The 19,733-nt window shown below is 68.3% G+C and carries 17 protein-coding genes; 11 read left to right on the top strand and 6 right to left on the bottom strand.

Translation table 11 applies throughout. From position 1 onward, the window contains the following. Nucleotide 1: 1 nt before the first annotated feature. The 3 genes from FPZ12_RS05185 to dnaE form a co-directional block, all read right to left on the bottom strand. Entirely contained in the window at nt 2–1,042 is a 1,041-nt protein-coding gene (locus FPZ12_RS05185) for a DUF2332 domain-containing protein (protein WP_243769676.1), read from the bottom strand. A gap of 296 nt (nt 1,043–1,338) precedes the next feature. Then, entirely contained in the window at nt 1,339–2,742 is a 1,404-nt protein-coding gene (locus FPZ12_RS05180; RefSeq protein WP_144750423.1) for an MFS transporter, read from the bottom strand. Nucleotides 2,743–3,031: 289 nt separating this feature from the next. Further along, entirely contained in the window at nt 3,032–6,598 is a 3,567-nt protein-coding gene (dnaE, locus tag FPZ12_RS05175; RefSeq protein ID WP_144750409.1) for a DNA polymerase III subunit alpha, read from the bottom strand. A 134-nt stretch (nt 6,599–6,732) separates the two neighbouring features. Between dnaE and FPZ12_RS05170 the strand changes: the two genes are divergently transcribed. Then, nucleotides 6,733–7,305, top strand: coding sequence for a TetR/AcrR family transcriptional regulator (locus FPZ12_RS05170; RefSeq protein WP_144750407.1), 573 nt, complete (start codon nt 6,733–6,735; stop codon nt 7,303–7,305). Between the two features lie 10 nt (nt 7,306–7,315). Further along, entirely contained in the window at nt 7,316–8,092 is a 777-nt protein-coding gene (locus tag FPZ12_RS05165) for an SDR family oxidoreductase (protein ID WP_341771202.1), read from the top strand. A 278-nt stretch (nt 8,093–8,370) separates the two neighbouring features. Here the strand turns inward: FPZ12_RS05165 and FPZ12_RS05160 are convergent, their stop codons facing one another. Beyond that, nucleotides 8,371–9,102 (bottom strand): G1 family glutamic endopeptidase, encoded by a 732-nt coding sequence (locus FPZ12_RS05160; RefSeq protein ID WP_144750405.1) that lies wholly within the window; start codon nt 9,100–9,102, stop codon nt 8,371–8,373. 264 nt (nt 9,103–9,366) lie between these two features. Between FPZ12_RS05160 and FPZ12_RS05155 the strand changes: the two genes are divergently transcribed. The 6 genes from FPZ12_RS05155 (at nt 9,367) to FPZ12_RS05130 (ending at nt 13,295) form a co-directional block, all read left to right on the top strand. Beyond that, on the top strand, nt 9,367–10,227 hold the full coding sequence (locus tag FPZ12_RS05155; RefSeq protein WP_144750403.1) for a hypothetical protein: 861 nt from the start codon (nt 9,367–9,369) through the stop codon (nt 10,225–10,227). 12 nt (nt 10,228–10,239) lie between these two features. After that, nucleotides 10,240–10,569 carry a hypothetical protein gene (locus FPZ12_RS05150; RefSeq protein ID WP_144750401.1) on the top strand — a complete coding sequence of 110 codons (330 nt, stop codon included), beginning with the start codon at nt 10,240–10,242 and terminating at the stop codon, nt 10,567–10,569. Then, nucleotides 10,570–11,070 (top strand): WXG100-like domain-containing protein, encoded by a 501-nt coding sequence (locus tag FPZ12_RS05145; RefSeq protein WP_144750399.1) that lies wholly within the window; start codon nt 10,570–10,572, stop codon nt 11,068–11,070. It abuts the gene before it with no gap. Continuing rightward, entirely contained in the window at nt 11,063–11,749 is a 687-nt protein-coding gene (locus FPZ12_RS05140) for a hypothetical protein (protein WP_144750397.1), read from the top strand. Before FPZ12_RS05145 ends, FPZ12_RS05140 begins: the two co-directional genes overlap by 8 nt. 4 nt (nt 11,750–11,753) lie before the next feature. After that, complete coding sequence (locus FPZ12_RS05135; RefSeq protein WP_144750395.1) at nt 11,754–12,041, top strand: hypothetical protein; 288 nt, start codon at nt 11,754–11,756, stop codon at nt 12,039–12,041. A gap of 72 nt (nt 12,042–12,113) precedes the next feature. Then, nucleotides 12,114–13,295 (top strand): aminotransferase class V-fold PLP-dependent enzyme, encoded by a 1,182-nt coding sequence (locus FPZ12_RS05130; protein WP_144750393.1) that lies wholly within the window; start codon nt 12,114–12,116, stop codon nt 13,293–13,295. Here the strand turns inward: FPZ12_RS05130 and FPZ12_RS05125 are convergent. Together FPZ12_RS05125 and FPZ12_RS05120 are read right to left on the bottom strand one after the other, a co-directional pair. Beyond that, nucleotides 13,244–15,496, bottom strand: a complete 2,253-nt coding sequence (locus tag FPZ12_RS05125; protein ID WP_144750392.1) for a beta-glucosidase family protein — start codon at nt 15,494–15,496, stop codon at nt 13,244–13,246. The two genes, FPZ12_RS05130 and FPZ12_RS05125, sit on opposite strands and share 52 nt — an antisense overlap. Before the next feature lie 12 nt (nt 15,497–15,508). Continuing rightward, the gene (locus FPZ12_RS05120) at nt 15,509–16,540 is read right to left on the bottom strand and encodes a LacI family DNA-binding transcriptional regulator (RefSeq protein ID WP_144750390.1); all 1,032 of its coding nucleotides are present in this window, start codon (nt 16,538–16,540) and stop codon (nt 15,509–15,511) included. 152 nt (nt 16,541–16,692) lie between these two features. Between FPZ12_RS05120 and FPZ12_RS05115 the strand changes: the two genes are divergently transcribed. Genes FPZ12_RS05115 through FPZ12_RS05105 form a run of 3 tightly spaced genes read left to right on the top strand, consistent with a single transcriptional unit; the run spans nt 16,693 to nt 19,732 of the window. Further along, complete coding sequence (locus tag FPZ12_RS05115) at nt 16,693–17,982, top strand: extracellular solute-binding protein (protein ID WP_144750388.1); 1,290 nt, start codon at nt 16,693–16,695, stop codon at nt 17,980–17,982. Then, nucleotides 17,979–18,911: a carbohydrate ABC transporter permease gene (locus FPZ12_RS05110; protein WP_144750386.1), complete on the top strand. Its 933-nt coding sequence runs from the start codon at nt 17,979–17,981 to the stop codon at nt 18,909–18,911. The genes FPZ12_RS05115 and FPZ12_RS05110 overlap by 4 nt, the downstream gene beginning before the upstream one ends. Continuing rightward, a complete protein-coding gene (locus FPZ12_RS05105; RefSeq protein ID WP_144750384.1) occupies nt 18,911–19,732 on the top strand; it encodes a carbohydrate ABC transporter permease in 822 nt (273 codons plus the stop codon). Before FPZ12_RS05110 ends, FPZ12_RS05105 begins: the two co-directional genes overlap by 1 nt. Nucleotide 19,733: the final 1 nt, after the last annotated feature.

Genomic DNA, 19,733 nt, shown 5'->3' with positions numbered 1-19,733 from the left:
GCTAACCCGCGAGCCAAGCCAGCAAGCGGCCTTGTGACCAGCAGCGGCCGACGGCCTCCACATGTGCGGCGGCGCCGTGGAACACCGCTACGCCAAGGATGCTGTGGCCGGAGGCTCGGCGGTCGCCGAAGGTTGGGATGGCCGGCGCGACCCCGACGCCCTCCGCGGAGACCCACACCAGCGGCCGGTGGGCAGCCACGTCGTCGAGGCGGTGCAGGAAGCGCAGGCGGCCCTCGAGCGACAAGCGCGACAGCGCCCACGTCGTGGTGACAACGGGGAGCGCGTCGGCGGGCACGTGGGCGAAGGCGTCGGGCAGGGCTTCGAGGGCGTCACCGGCCAACAGCACCGGCGGGGCCTTGGCGGCCAACGCAATCTCCGCGTCGAGCTTCGCGAGCCGCTCCGGCTGGTCCGGTGGCAAGCAGGCGCGCAGCCACCGCGCCTCGTCGGCGTCGGTCACATCCACGGGATTCGCGTCGATGCCGACCCGCGCGACGACTGCGGGCATCGCCGCCACGGGAATGGGCCGCTCGCCCACGACCGACGCCGACAGTTGCACCGGAGACGACGCCTCGCCGAGCGTTTGTCCGTTGCCGTAAGCGATTCCCACGCGATCGACGTCGAGGTTGAAGCCCGCCGAACAGCCCACGTCGATCAGCCCGACCGCCTCCGCGCCGGCACGCTGCGCCGCCTCGGCGATGAGGGGACGGAGCACAGCGCCTCGCCCGGTTTCGTCGGCCCGCACCTGCCTGCGCACCACGATTTCCGCGACAGCTTCGGGCATCCGCGTCAACGTGTCGATCGCCGCGGCGGCTTCTCCTTCTGCGGCGGCATAAGCGGCGGCCAGCAAGGGAGCACGTCCGGCGAGGGCGAGGTCGTTCAGCGCCGCCAGGACCAGCGCCGGATTGCGCTTTCTCGCGGGCAGGGAATCGATGGCGCGCAACGCTTCTTCCGACTCGCTCAACGCGATCGCGAGGCGCTCGTACAGCGGCGAAGCGCCGGCAGACTCCGCGCCGAAGCGCCGGTACTTCTCCGCAGTGGCCACGAAACCGAGCTTAGGTGGCCCGGGTGGGCCGTGACTCCCCCTCGAAGGGCCCACCCGGGCACATGCCTTCGACACCGTTCGCCGCACGGTCCCCCGCAGACGCCGACGACGGGCATCAGGAATGAGCAGTGTGTCCAGCTCGAACGAATTCAGAGCGGCTACGGCTCGCCCGGCTCGTGGTCCCATCCCCGGACCGCCAGCCGAACCGCCACATTCCGTAGCGAATCCCTCATGGTTGAAGGCGACACAAGATTTACCCGGTCGCTCTCCGTAGCACCAGCCAAATCGACAAACCATCACTCAGATGGAGCAGCCATCGTGACTTCCTGTAGTTGTCCGGCCGACGGCCGTGCCCGTCGAGCGCGCAGTTCCCCGATGCCAAGAGCTAGTGCCACCAGGACAAAGCAGGCCGCGCAGAGCATCGCCACCGCCAACGCGATCGTGTAATCACCGTGTGCCGCCGTGACTACGGAGCGGAATATTCCGGCGAGGACGGCGGTGCCGATCGCGGTCCCGATCCGCTGCCCTGTTTGCAGAGCGCCACCAGCCACCCCGGCCATGCTCGTCGGCACGCATTCGAGGGTGAGCGTGGTGTTCGGCGAGATCACCATGCCGCCGCCGATCCCGCCGATCAGCAACGGGGCGATCAGGATCAGGCCGATGTGCCCGGTGTCCGGCAGCAGCCACGAAAGCAGCCCGACGGTGCCGAGGCCGAGCACCACCAGCGTCAGCCCGGCGACGGTGAGCCGGCGCCCGAGCCGCGACACGAGCCGGCCGGCCACGGCGGCGGCGATCGCCGAGCCGATCGCGAACGGAGTCACCGAAAGCCCCGACTCCAGCGGCGAATAACCCAGTCCCTGCTGGAAGAACATCGCAAAGACCAGCCAGATCCCGGCGAACCCGCAGAAGTACACGGTGGCCAGCGACGCACCCGAGGCGTAGCCGGGGGTCGAGGTGTAGAGCCGGATGTCGATCAGCGGCGAGCGCCGCACCCGCACCACCCGCCGTTCCCACCACACGAAAACCGCGCCGAGCACGACCGCGGCCGGGAACATCCACCACAGCCGCGCCAGCCCGTCCTCCTCGGCTTCCACCAGTGGCAGCAGGATTCCGAGCACCGTGAGCCCGAGCAGCACGATCCCCACGAAGTCGATTTCGCGGCGCAGGTTCAGCCGCCTGCCCGGTTTGGCCGGCACCAGTTTCATCGCGAGCGCGAACGCGACGACGCCGATCGGCACGTTCACGTAGAACACCCACCGCCAGCCGTTCTGCTCGCCGAACAGCGCCAGGATCACCCCGCCCAGCACCGGCCCGACCGCGGTGGAAATCCCGACCACCGCGCCGAAGACGCCGAACGCCCTGCCGCGCTCCGCGCCGCGGAACAGGTCCTGGATCAGCCCCGAGTTCTGTGGGGTGAGCATGCCCGCGGCGCCACCCTGCAGCAGCCTCGCGATCACGAGCCACAGCGGGCTCATCGCCGCGCCTGCGAGCGCGCTCGTCGCGACGAACAACGCCAGCGCGATGAGGAACATCCGGCGTCTGCCCAGCGCGTCCCCGAGCCGCCCGCCGGAAACCAGCACCAGCCCGAAGGTGAGCGCGTATCCGGAGACCACCCACTGCGCCGTGCCCGCGTCGGTGCCGATGCCCTTCTGGATGGACGGCAGCGCGACGTTCACGATGCTGACGTCGAGCAGCCCCATGAACCCGGCGGTGAGCGTGACCGCCAGCGCCTTCCAGCGGAGCGGATCGGGTTCGTAATCGGTGTCCGTCACGCCCCCATCCTCACTCGGTTAGCCACGGTAAGCATTTTTTGGGAGCGACACCACACCGGCACCGGCCCGGTTTGGGCCCGTGTCGGGCGGTTTCCGCGTGCCCTTCACCCCCGACGCGTTCACGCCCGCGGGCAGCCCGCCGCCGGGTGCCTCGGCCCAGGCGCCGTTGACGCGGACCTCGTACGTGGTGGAGGTGGCGCCGTTGAGCGACGTCGCGTCAGGTGCCCGCGGTGATCCCCGGAATGCCCTTCAGCTCACCCATCAGCATCGACGTGACCTTGACCGGATAGTCGTAGAGCGCGAAGACGGTTTCGTTCTTGCGGCCGATCAGCTTGAGCCGGACCGGGGTGTCTCCCTTGTGCGCCAGCAGGGTCTGCTTCAACTCGCCGACCACGCTCTTGTCCAGCTTTTCCGCCGTGCAGTTCAGCATCAGCGGGGGCTCGTCCCCGCCGTTGCCGACCTCGGACAGGTCCAGTGGCACGAGACCGCCGCCGAAGACGGACATCTTGTCCTCACGCCAGTTCACCCTGCCCTTGACCAGCACGGCGTTGTCCTCGACGAGGTCGGCGGCGAACATCGCGTACGACTTCGGGAAGAACAGCACCTCGAGCGAGGCGTCCATGTCCTCCACCGTGCAGATCGCCCAGGGCTCGCCCTTCTTGTTCACCCGTCGCTCCAGCGAGGTGATCAGGCCGGAGACGACGAGCTCACCCTCCTTCGGCGGGTTGTCGAGTATCGCGGCGATCGGGCGCTGGGCGTGCTTGCGGAGGATGCGCTCGGCCCCGTCGAGCGGGTGGGCCGAGACGTACAGGCCGAGCATCTCCCGCTCGTAGGACAGCAGCTGCTTGCGCGGCCACTCCTCGTCGGAGAACTTGAGATGCGCCAACGGCGAGGAAGCCGTGGACGGACCCGCGTCGTCGTCACCAGCGCCGAACAGGTCGAACTGGCCCATCGCCTCCTGGCGCTTGAGCGGGACCACGGCTTCGACCGCGTCCTCGTGGACCTGGATCATCGACAGCCGGGTGTTGCCGAGCGAGTCGAACCCGCCCGCCTTGATCAGCGATTCGATGACCCGCTTGTTGCAGGCCACCAGCTCCGACTTGTCCAGGAAATCGGTGAAGCTGGAGTACTTGCCCTTCTCGTTGCGGGTCTTGATGATCGACTCGACCACGTTCGCGCCGACGTTGCGGACGGCACCCATACCGAAGCGGATGTCGTCCCCGACGGCGGCGAAACGCTGGTTCGACTCGTTGACGTCCGGCGGGAGCACCTTGATGCCGAGGCGGCGGCATTCGGAGAGGTACACCGCCGACTTGTCCTTGTTGTCCCCCACCGAGGTCAGCAGCGCGGCCATGTACTCCGCGGTGTAGTTCGCCTTGAGGTACGCCGTCCAGTAGGAGACCAGGCCGTACGCGGCGGCGTGGCTCTTGTTGAACGCGTACCCGGCGAACGGGAGGATCGTGTCCCACAGTGCCTGGATGGCTTCGTCGGAGAAGTTGTGGTCCTTCATCCCGGCGTGGAAACCCTCGAACTCCTTTTCGAGGACTTCCTTCTTCTTCTTGCCCATCGCGCGGCGAAGAACGTCGGCCCGGCCCATCGAGTAGCCGGCGACCTTCTGCCCGATGTGCATGATCTGCTCCTGGTAGACGATCAGGCCGTAGGTGTCGGCCAGGATCTCCTTCAGGGGCTCTTCCAGCTCGGGGTGGATCGGCTTGACCTGCTGCCGGTTGTTCTTCCGGTCGGCGTAGTCGTTGTGCGCGTTCATGCCCATCGGGCCGGGGCGGTACAGCGCGCCGACCGCGACGATGTCGTCGAAGACCGTGGGCTGCATACGGCGCAGCAGGTCACGCATCGGCCCGCCGTCCAGCTGGAACACGCCGAGCGTGTCACCGCGCGCGAGGAGCTTGTACGTCTCCGGGTCGTCGATGCCGAGGGTGTCGAGGTCGATATCGACCCCGCGGTTGGCCTTGATGTTGTCGATCGCGTCGCCGATGACGGTCAGGTTCCGCAGGCCGAGGAAGTCCATCTTCAACAGGCCGATGGCCTCACAGGACGGGTAGTCCCAGCCCGTGATGATCGAGCCGTCGTCCCGCTGCCACAACGGGATCGCGTCCATCAGCGGCTCGCTGGACATGATGACCGCGCAGGCGTGCACGCCGGCGTTGCGGATCAGGCCTTCGAGCCCGCGGGCGGTGTTGAAGATCGTGGAGACCTCTTCGTCGGTCTCCACGAGGGTGCGCACCTCGGCGGCCTCGCCGTAGCGCTCGTGCTGCGGGTCGACGATGCCGGACAGCGGGATGTCCTTCGCCATGATCGGCGGCGGCAGCGCCTTGGAGATCTTGTCCGCGATCGCGTAGCCCGGCTGCCCGAAGTGCACGCGGGCGGCGTCCTTGATCGCGGCCTTGGTCTTAATCGTGCCGAAGGTGATGACCTGCGCGACCTTGTCGGCACCGTACTTTTCCGTCGCGTAGCGGATCATCTCGCCGCGGCGGCGGTCGTCGAAGTCGATGTCGATATCCGGCATCGAGACGCGCTCGGGGTTGAGGAACCGCTCGAACAGCAGCTTCTGCGGGATCGGGTCCAGGTTGGTGATACCGAGGACGTACGCGACCAGCGACCCGGCGGCCGAACCACGGCCGGGGCCGACGCGGATGCCGACCTGGCGGGCGTGGTTGATGAGGTCGGCGACGATCAGGAAGTACGCCGGGAAGCCCTTCCCGATGATGACCTCGAGCTCCATGTCGAGGCGCTCGCGGTACCCCTCGGGCGCGCCGTCGGGGAACCGCCACTTGAGGCCGCGGTCGACCTCGGCACGCAGCCAGCTCGGCTGGTCGTGGCCTTCGGGCACCTCGAAGAACGGCAGCCTGTCCTTGTGGGTGTAGACGTCCTCGTAGCTCTCGACGCGCTCGGCGATCCACAGCGTGCTGTCGGCCGCGCCGGGGACCTCCTTGTCCCAGTACTCGCGCATCTCGGCCGCGGACTTGAGGAAGTAGCCGTCCCCGTCGAACTTGAACCGGTTCGGGTCGTTCAGCGTCTTGCCGGCCTGCACGCACAGCAGCGCGGAGTGGCTGTCGGCCTGGTCCTTGGTGACGTAGTGCGAGTCGTTGGTGGCCAGCGGTTTCAGGTCGAGCAGCTTGCCGATCTCCAGCAGGCCCTCGCGCACCGAGCGCTCGATCGGCAGCCCGTGGTCCATCAGCTCGAGGAAGAAGTTGTCCGGGCCGAAGATGTCCTTGTAGTCCGAGGCCGCCTGGATGGCCTCCTGCTTCTGGCCCAGGCGCAGCCTCGTCTGCACCTCGCCCGAGGGGCAGCCGGTGGTGGCGATGATCCCCGCGTGGTGCTCGGCGATCAGCTCGCGGTCCATCCGGGGCTTGCGGTAGTAGCCCTGCATGGACGCCAGCGACGAGAGCTTGAACAGGTTGCGCAGGCCGGTGGAGTTCTCCGCCAGCATGGTCATGTGCGTGTACGCGCCGCCACCGGAGACGTCACCGCCTTCACCGAACTCGTCGGCGCCGCGCTGGTTGGACTGCCCCCAGAAGACCGGCTTCTTGTGGAAGCGCGACTCCGGCGCGACGTAGGCCTCGATGCCGATGATCGGCTGCAGGCCCGCCTTCTTGGCCTCCTGGTAGAACTGGTCGGCCCCGTACATGTTGCCGTGGTCGGTCATCCCGACCGCGGGCATCTCCAGCCGCTTCGCCTCCGCCATCAGCGGGGCGATCTTCGCCGCACCGTCGAGCATCGAGTACTCGGTGTGCACATGCAGGTGAACGAAGGAATCGTTCGACACCGGCGAAAACCTCCCCTTGAAGCAGACCAACAACCCTGAGCCGCCAGCGTAGCCCGACGGTCGGACAGTTTTTTGGAGGCGTGCCGGGGCCCGATTTTTTGACCTCTGGTTCCAGTATGGGCTACCGTGTGCGCATGGCGCGCAGCAAGGGGTTCGACCCGGACAAGGCCGTGGACAAGGCCATGGATGTGTTCTGGGCCAACGGTTATTCGGGCACGACACCGCAGCGGCTGGTCGAGGCGCTCGGCATCGGGCGCGGCAGCCTGTACAACGCTTTCGACAGCAAACACGCGCTGTACGAGCGCGCGCTGCGGCGGTACTACGAGCGCGAGACGGTGCGCCTGATCGAGGTGCTCGACGGCACCGGCCCGGCGCGGGAGCGGCTGCGCAAGGCGCTCGACCTCGTCGTGCGCGCGGCGCTCGAGGACAGCCGCGGCTGCCTGATGACCAACGCCGCGGTGGAGCTCGGCGAGCACGACGAGATCGTGAAACACCTGGTGCGGCGCACTTTCGAGCGCCAGGAGGCGGCGTTCCGCAGCACCGTCGAGGAGGGGCGGCGCTCGGGCGAGATCGCCGCCGATGCGGACGCGGGCGCGCTGGCCGCGTTCTTCCTCACGACGATCAACGGCATCCGCGTGCTGGCGAAGGCGGACCCGTCACCCGAACGACTGGGCGCGCTCGCCGAGACCGCCCTTCGTGCGCTCTGATTCTGTAATTTTGGGTAAAGAAAGGCAGCTCGTGGACCTGGAACTGCGGGACAGGACGGCCGTCGTGACCGGCGGCAGCAAGGGCATCGGGGCGGCCGTCGTGCGCGCTCTCGTGGACGAAGGGGCGCGGGTGTTTTCGGTCGCGCGGACGCCTTCCGGCGTGCCGGGCGCCGAGTCCGTGCTCGCCGATCTGACCACCCCACAAGGAGTTTCCGAGCTGGCCGACCGTGTCGGCGACGTCGACGTCCTGGTCAACAACCTGGGCGCGGTGGTCGATGCGGGGGCCGGCTTCCTCGACCTCGACGACGGCACCTGGCAGCGGACGTTCGAGCTGAACCTGTTCAGCACGGTGCGGGTGACGCGGGCCCTGCTGCCCGGCCTGCTGCGCACCCGGGGCGTCGTGATCAACGTCTCGTCGATCGGAGCACGGGCCGCGTTCAAGCCGGTCGACTACGGCACCGCGAAGGCCGCGCTGACGAACCTGACCAAGGCGCTGGCCGAGGAGTTCGGCGACCGCGGGCTGCGCGCGCTGACCGTCAGCCCCGGCCCGACGCGCACGGGGAACTGGGCCGACCCCGGCGGCTACGCGGGTGAGCTCGCGCGCGCCGCCGGGATCGGACTGGACGAGTTCCTCGCCGGGGTGCCTGCCGGCATGGGCATCACCACCGGCAGGCTGACCGAGCCCGAGGAGACCGCCGCACTGATCGCTTTCCTGGCCTCTTCGCGCTCGGGCAACCTGACCGGCGCCGACTACCTTGCCGACGGCGGAGTGCTCAAAGCGGTGTGAGCCCCCGCAGACCGGCATGTTGGCCACTCCCGTGCCCGAGTTGGCCGTTCCCGTACACGTGTTGGCCGTCCCCGCGCGCGTGTTGGCCACTCCCGTCGACGTGGCCCCGCCCGCGCGCGTGTTGGCCCCGCCCGCGCATGTGCTGGCCGACGGCGGCGGCCAACACACGGCCACTCGAGCCACCACGAACCGATCCGGCCAACACACGCACCCCGCCGGCCAACACACGCACTCCGCCGGCCAACACGCGCGCCCCGGCGGCCAACACGCCGGTGTGATCAACCGGTGTAGGAGACCGAGAACCCGTTGCCCGCGGAGTTCGGGTCGGACGGGGTCGAGTAGTCGACGTTGTTCTGCCGCAGGATGATCTTCTCCGAGCTGACCAGGCCCGGGTTCGCCCCGTTCACGGTCAGGCCGCTGAAGGAGAACGTCGAGAAGTGCGCGACGGCGGCCTGCGAGCCGCCCACCGTTGGCGCCTCCTGCACGTACTCGGCGGACTGGCCGGCGCCGCTGTAGGTCTTGGTGGCCGACCAGGACTTGCCGGTGGTGTCGTCCGTCAGCGAGATGACCCATTTGGTCCCGCTGGACTTCGCCACCGACGCGGTGATCGAGTCGCCCGGCGAAATGGTCATCCCGGAAATGGTCACCGAGTACGCGGGCAGGATTTCCCACCACGCGGAATACTCCGCATGGCCGTTGACGTAATCGGATTCGGTGCCGGTCTGGATCAGGTTCGAGTTGCCGTCGCCGTCGATGCCGACCCAGGCCGAGGAGTAGGTGGAGGTGCTCGTGGCCGAGACGGACGGCACCGTCCAGGTGGCCTTCGCCGAGGTGAACCCGCTGCCCGTTTCGGCGTAACCGGACCAGTTCGACGAGTACGAAGCGTTGTGGGCGTGGGAAATGAGGTGGTCCGCCGCGTTGGTGTCCGTCGCGAGGGCGGGGACCGAAGCCGTGGCGAAGGCGAGCGCGGCACCGGAAACGAGAACGAGCAGCCGGGGGTTCCGACTCATTTTTATTCTCCTTTACGGAATGGAGCGGGGAGTCACTCCTTCCGCAATTTGTTAACCGCAGCCGGGCCCGCGGGGCAAGAATCCGCCGCGGAATCCCTACTTTGGTCGGGAACAATCCGGACGTTCACGATGTCGGCGGACACGCGCCGACTTTCGACAGCTGCGACGCTCCGGACAACTGTGTCACATCAGGCAATCCGACCACGGCGGCCTGATCATCTTGCTAGTGTGGCGAGACTGGGCACCGTGCGACAGGTGGGGATTGTGCGCGACACCGACGATGAATTCTCGGAACGACTTGCCGGGCAGCGACGGCTGCTGGCCTCGATTCGCGCCGGAAACGACGAGGACGAAGAAGACGAAGACACCCCGGCCGCAAACGTCCAGACCACTGGCTGGTCGGCAGGCAGGCTGGTGAAGGCGGTCGTCCGCGACCACCGGCTCGCGGAGCTGTCACTCGACGACTCGGTGCCCGGCCGCCCGGCGGACGAGGTCGGCGAACTGATCGCCGCGGCGGCGAATTCCGCGCTCGCGGACTTCCGGGACCAGGTGCCCTCGGCCACCGATCCGCTGCCGGATCTCGCCACGATGAGCACCGAGTTCCGCGCGGCGGCCGAACAGGGCGGACAGCTGATGAAGCTGATCGGCTCGGCGCTCGGGGACACGATGGCCAAAGTCGGCGAGCGCACGGGAATGCGGGGCGATCCGTCGCCGCACGGGATGGAGTCCCTCTTCGGCGACGCGCTGAACCTGCTGCGGTCGGCACAGGAATCGCTGGCCGGGTTCCAGGGCGCGCAGGTGACCGGCGAAGGCAGTGACGCGGACGAAGAGGTTTTCGCGACGGTCGGGCCGGACGGCCTGGTGTCGATCGACGAACTGTCGGACGTCGCCCGGTCCCTGTCCGGGGAAGACCTCTGCGAACTGGTGCTGCAAGCCGTCAACGAAGCGCTCGCGGACTGGGAGGACCAGCGCGAGGACGGCCTGCCGTCGGCCGACGACGCCGACGCGGACGCCCTGCGGGAACTGTCCGACCGGGCGATGGAACTGAGCGAGCACAGCATGCGGCAGCTGAGCGGATACACCGACAACCTGAGCGCGATCATGCGCAGTATTGGCGAGCCCTAGACAGGAGAAGCGTTGCCTGGAGACATCGAGCTCGACACCGGCGCGGTGAACGAGTCCGGCAAGAGCGTGTCCGACGCCGCCGACGAGCTGCGGACCAAGATCACCGAATTCCAGTCGAAGCTGGAAGGCTACGAAAGCGCGTTCGGCGGCGACGACCTCGGTTCCGCGATGCAGTCGGTCTACGACGCGATCCGCGAAGCCGCGATGGAGTCCTATGAGGACAACACCGCGACGGTCACCGAAACCGGCGACAGGATCGTCGACATGGCCAAGTCCTACGAAGCGATCGAAACCGCGCACAGTGAGCAGCTGACGGCGTTCCTCAAGGAAATGGGCGAGTGAATGACCACGAGAATGGTGTTACCGCCCGCGCTGAGCCAGGTGCTCAACACGCTGGGCTTCAGCTGGCCCGAGGGTGATGAGGGGAAGATCTTCGACCTGGCCGGTGAATGGAACTCCTTCGCCGATCAGCTGCACCCCTCGATCGACCAGGCCCACCAGCACGTCGAAGAGGTGTGGAGCAAGAACCACGCCAAGGGGATCGACCAGCTGAAAACCTTCTGGACCGACTCGGAAGCGCCGAAGAAGAACCTCGACGACGGCGCCACCGCGGCGACCATGATCGGCGCCGGGCTGAACGTCTGCGCCGGGATCATGGTGGCGCTGAAGGTCGCCGTGATCGCCGAGCTGGTCGCGCTGACCATCCAGATAGCCCAGGCCATCGCCACCGCGGTGGTGACCTTCGGCGCCTCGCTCGCGGAGATCCCGGTGTTCCGCATGATCACCAAGACCCTGCTCGACCAGGCACTCGACCTGGCCATCGGCAAGGTGCTCAATGGCTAAGCGCGGCGGTGGTGGCGGCAACGCGGGGCTTTTCGGCAAGATCGCGGGCTGGTTCCGCAAGCCGGTCAAGACCAAACTGCAGAAACCGCCGCCGCCGAACAAGAAACCGGTGGCGCCGCCGCCGCACAAGGACCCGAATCCGGTTCCCCCGCCGAAAACCGGGGACAACTACCCGAACGAACGGCCGTTGCTCGACAAGTACAAGGACGAAACGGATCCGAACAAGGAGCCCTTTCCCGGCCAGTCGGTGCAACGCCTCGACGACCAGCGTCGGGAGGAGCACCGCATGTACGTCGACCAGGATGGGAACATGCGGTACGCCAAGGACGGCACGCTGTTCGACACCAGCACCGCGACGGACATCCACTCCGACGGCGGCAGGGCGATCTTCACCATGGACCGCCACGGAAACATCTACGCCTCGAACTACCAGGGCGCCGGCGACTTCCACCACTCGACCCTCGCCAACGGCCAGCCCATCTCGGCCGCGGGCGAAATGACGGTGAAGAACGGGAAGATCACGCACGTCAACAACAACAGCGGCCACTACATGCCGCAGATCCAGCAGTCGGCCAACATCATCGACGAGCTGAACAGCCACGGCATCAACCCGCCCGTCTACATGCACCCCGGGCATCTGCTCAACGGCCCGGACAACCTGATAGCAAACCTGAGGTGATCCGGTGACCATCGACCACCGCGGCGAGTTGGACGCGCTCGTCTACCCGTTGTTCAGCGCACCGAGCATCGACAGGGCCGAGGCCGCGTCGCTGGTGCGGGCCATGAAGCGCGGAGAGTACTTCCCGCACAGCATGGCGGCGTATTCGAAGGCCATCGAGCAGGCGCTCGGGCAGCCGGACCCGGTGACAGCGGCGCTGGAGCCGCCCTACACCGAGGGCCAGGTGCGCGAGTTCCTGGCGCTCCTGCACGAGGAGCTCGAGAAGGCCAAGCCGTGGCCCGGCGGCGACTGACCGCAGTTCCCTCCTCGTAACAAGGATCAACGCGCTGGCGTCTGCGCGGCGATCCTCTCTACTGTCGGGATCATGCGTGCCGAACAAGTGCAACGGGCCAGGGAAGAGACGCCCGGCTGTGCCGACGTCGTCCACCTCAACAACGCCGGTTCGGCCCTGCCGCCGGCGGTCGTGACCGACACGGTGGTCGACTACCTGCGCCACGAGGCCCTCACCGGCGGGTACGAAGCCGCCGCCGAAGCGCAGGAGCGGGTCGACGGCGTGTACGCGTCGGTGGCGCGCCTGCTGAACGCGGACAGCGCCGACATCGCGTTGACCGACAACGCCACCCGCTCCTGGCAGGCGATCTTCTACGCGCTCGACTTCCGGCCGGGCGACAAGATCCTCACCTGCCGCGCCGAGTACGCCAGCAACGCCATCGCGTACCTGCAGTCCGGCGCCGAGATCGTGGTGGTGGACGACGACGAGTCCGGCCAGCTCGACGTGGCGGACCTGAAGCGCCGTATCGACGGCAGCGTCAAGCTGATCTCGATCAGCCACGTCCCGACACAGGGCGGCCTGGTGAACCCGGCCGAGGAGGTCGGCGAAGTGGCGCGGCAGGCGGGAATCCCTTATCTGCTCGACGCTTGCCAGTCCGCCGGACAGCTCGACCTCGACGTGACGAAGCTGAAGTGCGACGCGCTCAGCGGCACCGGACGCAAGTACCTGCGCGGCCCGCGCGGCACCGGCTTCCTCTACGTGCACCCGCGGCTGCGCGAAAGCCTCGAGCCCGCGACGCTCGACCTGCACTCGGCCGCGTGGACGGCGCCGGACAGCTACGAAGTGGTCAAGTCGGCGAAGCGCTTCGAGGTGTGGGAACGCAGTTTCGGCCTCGTCCTCGGCCTTGGCGCGGCCGTCGACTACGCGCTGGAGCTGGGCCTGCCTGCGATCGAGGCGCGCGTCACCGACCTCGCGGCGCGCCTGCGGTCGGAGCTTTCCGAGCTGCCGAAGGTCACCGTGCACGACGTCGGCCGCCGCAAATGCGGGATCGTCACGTTCTCCGTCGCCGGAGTTCCGGCCGCCGAGGTGAAGCAGCGGCTGGCCGCCGCGAAGATCAACACTTCGGTGTCCTCACGCGGTTCGGCGCAGTACGACTTCACCGGGCGCGACCTGCCCGACCTGGTGCGCGCCTCGGTGCACTACTACAACACCGAGGCCGAGATTCAGTCGCTGGTAACGGAAATCTCCACCGGGGTGCTCAGCACCCGGTCGTGACCCAGCCGCCGCACCGGCCCGGTCAGCTCGAACGAACCCGAGCACGGCAGGTCCGCCGACGAGGGGCCGACCGACACCTCCACGGTGCCGGGTTCGACGATCCGGTCGAGATCGAGGCCGGTGAAGCCGGTGCGGTCGGCGTGCACGGTGAAGGTGACGCGGGCGGCCTCGCCCGGCGCCAGCGCGACGCGGGTGAACCCGGCCAGCTCCAGCACCGGCCGGGCCACCTGCGCGGCCACGTCGTGCAGGTACAGCTGGACGGTCTCCTCCCCGGCCCGCTCCCCCGTGTTGCGCACGGTGACCGCGGCGGTCACCGTGCCGTCCGTGGGGATTTCCTTGCTGCTCAAGGAAAACTCGCCGTACTCGTACGAGGTGTAGGAAAGCCCGTGGCCGAAGGGGAACAGCGGCGACGGGTCCAGATTGCTGATGCCGGCGCTGTTCCCGCCGAGCGGCGCGTGCAGGTAGGTGCCGGGCGAGCCGCCCGCCGAGCGCGGTATCTGCACCGGCAGCCTGCCCGACGGATTGACGCGCCCCGACAGCACCCCGGCCAACGCGCCGCCGCCCTCCTCACCCGGCATGAACGCCTGGATCAGCGCGGCGGCCGGGTGCTCGCCCAGGGCGTAGGGACGGCCGGAGACCACCACGATCACCAGCGGCGTGCCCGTCGCCCGCAGTGCCGCGAGTAGTTCGTCCTGCACTCCGGGCAGGCTCAGGTCCTCCGCGTCGCATCCTTCGCCGGACGTGCCCTCGCCGAACATGCCTGCCCGGTCGCCGACCACCGCCACGCACACCTCGGCTTCTTCCGCCGCCGCAACGGCTTCCCGGAAACCGGACCGGTCTTCCGCGCGGATCGGGCAGCCCTCCCTGACCACCAGCGACGCCTCCGGCAGCTCGGCGCGCAAGGCGTCCACAAAGGAGGGTGCGTCGAACCCGATGCCGAGGTCCGGGAAGCGCGGCAGCACGTGGTTCGGGTACGAGTAGCAGCCCATGAACGCGAGCGGGTCGTCCGCGCACGGCCCGACCACGGCGATTTTCTCGGCCCGCAAGGGAAGTACCCCGTCGTTGGCGAGCAGGGTCACCGACTTCTCCGCGAGCTCGCGGGCGATGGCCCTGTTACGGGGTGAGTCGAGGTCGATCGCTTCGCCGCTGGGCGCCCAGTCCGCGTCGAGCAACCCCAGCTCCGCCTTCTGCCGCAACAGCCGGAGCACCGCCCTGTCGAGCAGCTCTTCGGGAACCTGTTCGAGCAAACCCTTGCCGTAGCACTGGGTGTCGGGCAGTTCGACATCCACGCCCGCCGCCAGCGCCAGCGCGCCCGCGTTGCCCTCGAGCCGGTGCATCGTCCGCAGGAACGGGATCGCCCAGTAGTCCGACACGACCACCCCGTCGAATCCCCACTCCTCGCGGAGGATCCCGGTGAGCAGCCGGCGGTTCGCGCTGGCCGGCACCCCATCGAGGTCGACGTACGCGCTCATCACCGAACGCGCCCCACCGTCGCGAATGGACATTTCGAATGGCGGCAGCACCACGTCACGCAGCTCGCGCTCGCCGATCGACACCGGCGCGTGGTTGCGCGCCGCGCGCGAAGCCGAGTACCCGGCGAAATGCTTCAGCGTGGCGATGATCCCGTTGCGCTCCAAGCCCCGCACGTAGGCCGAACCGAGCATGCCCACCAGGTACGGATCCTCGCCGAGTGTCTCCTCCACGCGTCCCCAGCGGTAGTCGCGCACGACGTCCAGGACGGGCGAAAGCCCTTGGTGCACACCGACCGCGCGCATATCCGACGCGATCGCCGCCGCCATCCGCTCCACCAACGCGGGGTCGAAGGTCGCCGCCCACGCCAGCGCCGTCGGGTACACCGTGGCGCCGTAGGTGGTGAAGCCCGTCAGGCATTCCTCGTGCACGATCGCGGGCACCCCGAGCCGGTTGCCCTCGACCACTTCCCGTTGCAGCTGCGCGACCCGCGCGACGCCTTCGGCCGCGGTCACCGGCGCTGTCCCGAAAATCCGGGTCAGGTGCCCGGAACCCGGCGTGGTGCCACCGCGCGCGAACTCGTCCTGCATCGGCGCGACGTTGCCGCTGAGCTCCTCGTTCCCCGGCCACGAACTGCCGAGCTGCGCGACCTTCTCCTCCAGCGTCATGGCTTCCAGCAACGCGGCGGCTCGTTCGGCCGGGGAGAGCGCAGGGTCCTGCCAGCGGGTCATCGTGCTCCTTGTTCAGGCGATGGGCGCGGTGGATCCGCGCTCGACGAGGTTCGTGGCGAGTTCGACGTGGTGGGAATCCAGGGTTTCCCCGGCGGCGAGCCGCAGCAGGGTGCGCAGCGCGACGCGGCCCATGTCCTGCAACGGCTGGCGCACGGTGGTCAGCCCCGGGGTCGTCAACGCGGCGAGCATCGTGTCGTCGAAACCGACCACGCTGAGGTCCTCGGGCACGCGCAAACCCTTACGCCGCGCGGCTTCCATCACGCCGAGTGCCGTGGCGTCACTGGCGGCGAAGACCGCGGTGGGCGGATTTTCCAGCTCCAGCAGGCGGGTTCCCATCTCCAGTCCGTCCGGGTACTCGAACGCGCCGTGCAGGACCAGCTCCGGATCCGGCGTCAGGCCGGCGTTCTCCAGCGCCGCGCGGTACCCGTGCAGCCGCGCCTGCCCGCACGAAGCCCCGACCGGGCCGCCGGCGAACGCGATCCGCCGGTGCCCGAGGCCCAGCAGATGCTCGGTGGCGGACACCCCGCCGTTCCAGTTCGTCGCGCCGACGCTGGTCACCTCCACCCGCGGCAGGTTCAGCGGGTCGATCACCACGAGCGCCAGCCCGGCCCTGGCGAAGCCCTCGACCTGGGCCAGGCTCAGCTCGGAGGTGACCACGATGAGCCCCTCGCGGCCACTGCTCTTGAGCCGCTGCGCCCAGCTGTCCTCCGGGGTCAGCGGTCCGTCGTCGGCCACCGGCACCCGGCCGACCACCACGTCGACCCCGCTTTCCGCGCCCGCATCGGTGATCCCGCGCAACAGCTCGAGCGAGTACGGGCTGACCAGATCGTCGAAAACCAGGTCCACCACGCGGGCGGGGGCGATCGTGCGGCGGCCGTTCTGCGGGACGTAGCCGTACTTCCGCAGCACCCCCTCCACTCGCGTCCGGGTCGCTTCGGCCACGTCACCGCGGCCGTTGAGCACCTTCGACGCGGTGGGCAGCGACACCCCGGCGGCGTCCGCCACCATCTGCAGCGTCGCCCGCTTGCCCGAACCTGCCGGCACGTCCGAACCTCCTATCGAAAAATTTCGGCTCACTTTAACCGAGGTTTCGTAGGAACAACAGCCCCTTGACGCTGGTAGCACCGGGGCTTATCTTGCCATCCACACCATAGTGTTTCCGAAAGTTTTCGGACCTTCGATGCGGAAGGCAGATCATGACACTGGGCAAACGCCGGAAGGCGTGGACGGCGGCACTGGCCGCCACGCTCCTGGCTTTCGTCGCCGCCTGCGGCTCCAGCGGGCCCGGCGCGAGCGGCTCGGTTTCCGCCTGGGCGCTGACCGGCGGCGACGAGCAGACGTTCCGGACCTCGTTCTCCAGCGGCGGGATCGACGGCCAGTTCTTCGGCAATGACGCGTACAAGCAGAAGATCCGCTCCGCGGTCGGGGCAGGGCAGGCGCCGACCCTGGTGTTCAGCTGGGGCAACGGCGGGATGCTCAAGTCGTGGGTGGACGCGGGCAAGATCGCCGACCTCACCCCCGAAGTGCAGAAGGACCCGACGCTCACCAGCCGGTACCTGCCGTCGGTGGCCAAGACCGGGGTGATCGGCGACAAGACCTACGCGGTGCCCAACAACGGCATGCAGCCGGTGTTCGTGTTCTACAACAAGGAGCTCTTCGACAAGATCGGCGCGCAACCCCCGGCGACGTGGGACGAGCTGATGGCACTGATCCCGAGGTTCAACGCCGCCGGGATCGCCCCGTTCTCGATGGGCGGGCAGAGCAAATGGCCGCAGCTGATGTGGGAGGAGTACCTCGTCGACCGGATCGGCGGGCCGGACGTGTTCAACGCGATCGCGTCGAACAAGCCCGGCGCGTGGTCGGATCCCGCCGTGCTGCAGGCGAACCGGATGATCCAGCAGCTCGTCGACGCGGGCGGGTTCGTGAAGGGCTTCAACTCCATCGCCACCGACAGCAACGCCGACACCGCACTGCTCTACACCGGCAAAGCGGCGATGTACCTGATGGGCTCGTGGGCGTTCCCCACCATCAAACAGGCCGACCCCGGGTTCATCTCCGGCGGCAAGCTCGGCTACGTCGCGTTCCCCACCGTGGCCGGCGGCAAGGGCGACCCCGCGGACATCGTGGGCAACCCCGCCAACTACTGGTCCGTCTCCGCCACCGCGACCGACGATCAGAAGCAGGCGGCCGTGAAGTACCTGCGGGAGAACGTGATGAACGACTCCTATGTGGACAGTCTGCTGGCGAACGGCTCGGTGCCGCCGGTGAACGGGATCGAGGCCAAACTGGCCAAGGCACAGGACCCGCAGTATCTGTCCTATGTGTACAACGTCGCGCGGAACGCGCCGAGCTTCCAGCTCTCCTGGGACCAGGCGTTGTCCCCCGGCCAGGCCGACGCGCTGCTGAACAACCTCGATCAGCTGTTCCTCAAGCAGATCACGCCCGAGCAGTTCTCGGCGAACATGAACGGCACCATCGGCCAATGACCGAGCACGTGATCGACGTCGACCCGGGCGTGGCCGTGGAGTCCGCGCCCGGGCCGCGGCGGTACCGCACCGGCCCGCATCCGCTGATGGCGATACCGGCGCTGGCCTTCTTCGCGATCTTCGCGCTGCTGCCGCTGGGCGGGGTCGTGGTGCTGAGCCTGATGCGGTGGGACGGGATCGGCGACCCGGCGTGGACCGGGTTCGGGAACTGGGCAGCGGCCCTGGGCGACCCGGCGACCTGGCACGCGGTGTGGCTGAGCGTGCAGGTGATGGTGTTCAGCTGGCTGTTCCAGACCCCGATCTCGTTGCTGCTGGGCGTTTTCGTGGCTTCGCGGGGGAAGTACCGCGCGGCGCTGGGCGTGCTGTACTTCCTGCCGATGCTGCTGTCCTCGGCGGCGATCGCGATCGCGTTCAAGGCGCTGCTCGACCCGAACTTCGGGATGAGCAGGGCGTTCGGGTGGAGCGCGCTGGCGCAGGACTGGCTCGGCGACCCGCGGCTGGCGCTGTACGTGGTGATCTTCGTGATCGCGTGGCAGTTCGTGCCGTTCCACACGCTCCTGTACCAGGCGGGCGTGCGGCAGATCCCGCGGCAGCTGTACGAAGCCGCGGAGATCGACGGCGCCGGGCGGGTGCGGCAGTTCTTCCACATCACGCTGCCGCAGCTGCGCTACACGATCCTGACCTCGTCCACGCTGATGCTGGTGGGTTCGCTGACCTACTTCGACCTGGTGTTCGTGCTCACCGGCGGCGGGCCGGGCAACGCGACCCGCTTCCTGCCGCTGGACATGTACCTCAACGGTTTCTCGAACAACGACATGGGCCGGGCGAGCACGCTCGCCGTACTGCTGGTGGTCGCCGGGCTCGCGTTGTCGCTCGGGCTGGCGCGGTTCGCGTCGTTCCAGCGCGGCAGTCAGCTGGAGGGTGCCTGATGTCGCGTGCGCGCGCCAATCTGCCGGGCGGGGTCGCCGGGTTCGTGTGGCTGGCCGTCGTGATCGTGCCGGTGTACTACATCGTGGTGACGAGCCTGCGCGGCCAGCAGGGGTTCTACGACTCGAACCCGCTCGCCCCGCCGGCGGACCCCACGCTGGACAACTACCGGCTCGTGCTGCAGAACGACTTCCTGCGCTATTTCCTGAACAGCATGGTGGTGACGCTGGGGACCGTGGCCATCACGGTGGCGGTGTCGCTGATGGCCGCCTACTACGTGGTCCGCTCGCGCACGCGGTTCTCCGGGTTCACGTACAAGGCTTTCCTGCTGGGGCTCGCGATCCCCTTGCAGGCCACCATCATCCCGATCTACTACCTGATCACGCGGGCCTATCTGTACGACACGCTGCTCGCGGTGATCCTGCCGTCGGTGGCGTTCGCGATCCCGCTCTCGGTGGTGATACTCGCGAACTTCCTGCGCGACGTGCCGAACGAGCTGTTCGAGTCGATGCGGGTGGACGGCGCCGGGCACTGGCGGATGCTGTTCAGCCTGGTGCTGCCGATGGTGCGGCCCGCGGTGATCACCGTGGCGGTGTACGACGGGCTGAACGTGTGGAACGGGTTCCTGTTCCCGCTGATTCTCACGCAGAGCTCGGACCAGCGGGTGCTGCCGATGGCGTTGTGGGCGTTCCAGGGGCAGTTCCGGGTGAACATCCCGGCGGTGCTGGCGGCAGTCGTGTTGTCCACGATCCCGGTGCTGGCGCTCTACATCCTGGGGCGGCGGCAGCTGGTGGCCGGGCTGACCGCGGGGTTCGGCAAGTAAG

Source organism: Amycolatopsis acidicola, from assembly GCF_007713735.2.
GTDB classification, from domain to species: domain Bacteria; phylum Actinomycetota; class Actinomycetes; order Mycobacteriales; family Pseudonocardiaceae; genus Amycolatopsis_E; species Amycolatopsis_E acidicola.
Note: the sequence above shows the minus strand (reverse complement) of the source record. Positions and strands in the feature narration are given on the sequence as shown.

Excerpts from the sequence above, each read along its gene's own strand:
- FPZ12_RS05180 (WP_144750423.1), bottom strand. The coding sequence starts at position 2,742 with ATGGGGCTGCTCGACGTCAGCATCGTGAACGTCGCGCTGCCGTCCATC.
- FPZ12_RS05170 (WP_144750407.1), top strand. The coding sequence starts at position 6,733 with ATGGCGCGCAGCAAGGGGTTCGACCCGGACAAGGCCGTGGACAAGGCC.
- FPZ12_RS05160 (WP_144750405.1), bottom strand. The coding sequence starts at position 9,102 with ATGAGTCGGAACCCCCGGCTGCTCGTTCTCGTTTCCGGTGCCGCGCTC.
- FPZ12_RS05145 (WP_144750399.1), top strand. The coding sequence starts at position 10,570 with ATGACCACGAGAATGGTGTTACCGCCCGCGCTGAGCCAGGTGCTCAAC.
- FPZ12_RS05140 (WP_144750397.1), top strand. The coding sequence starts at position 11,063 with ATGGCTAAGCGCGGCGGTGGTGGCGGCAACGCGGGGCTTTTCGGCAAG.
- FPZ12_RS05130 (WP_144750393.1), top strand. The coding sequence starts at position 12,114 with ATGCGTGCCGAACAAGTGCAACGGGCCAGGGAAGAGACGCCCGGCTGT.
- FPZ12_RS05125 (WP_144750392.1), bottom strand. The coding sequence starts at position 15,496 with ATGACCCGCTGGCAGGACCCTGCGCTCTCCCCGGCCGAACGAGCCGCC.
- FPZ12_RS05115 (WP_144750388.1), top strand. The coding sequence starts at position 16,693 with ATGACACTGGGCAAACGCCGGAAGGCGTGGACGGCGGCACTGGCCGCC.
- FPZ12_RS05110 (WP_144750386.1), top strand. The coding sequence starts at position 17,979 with ATGACCGAGCACGTGATCGACGTCGACCCGGGCGTGGCCGTGGAGTCC.
- FPZ12_RS05105 (WP_144750384.1), top strand. The coding sequence starts at position 18,911 with ATGTCGCGTGCGCGCGCCAATCTGCCGGGCGGGGTCGCCGGGTTCGTG.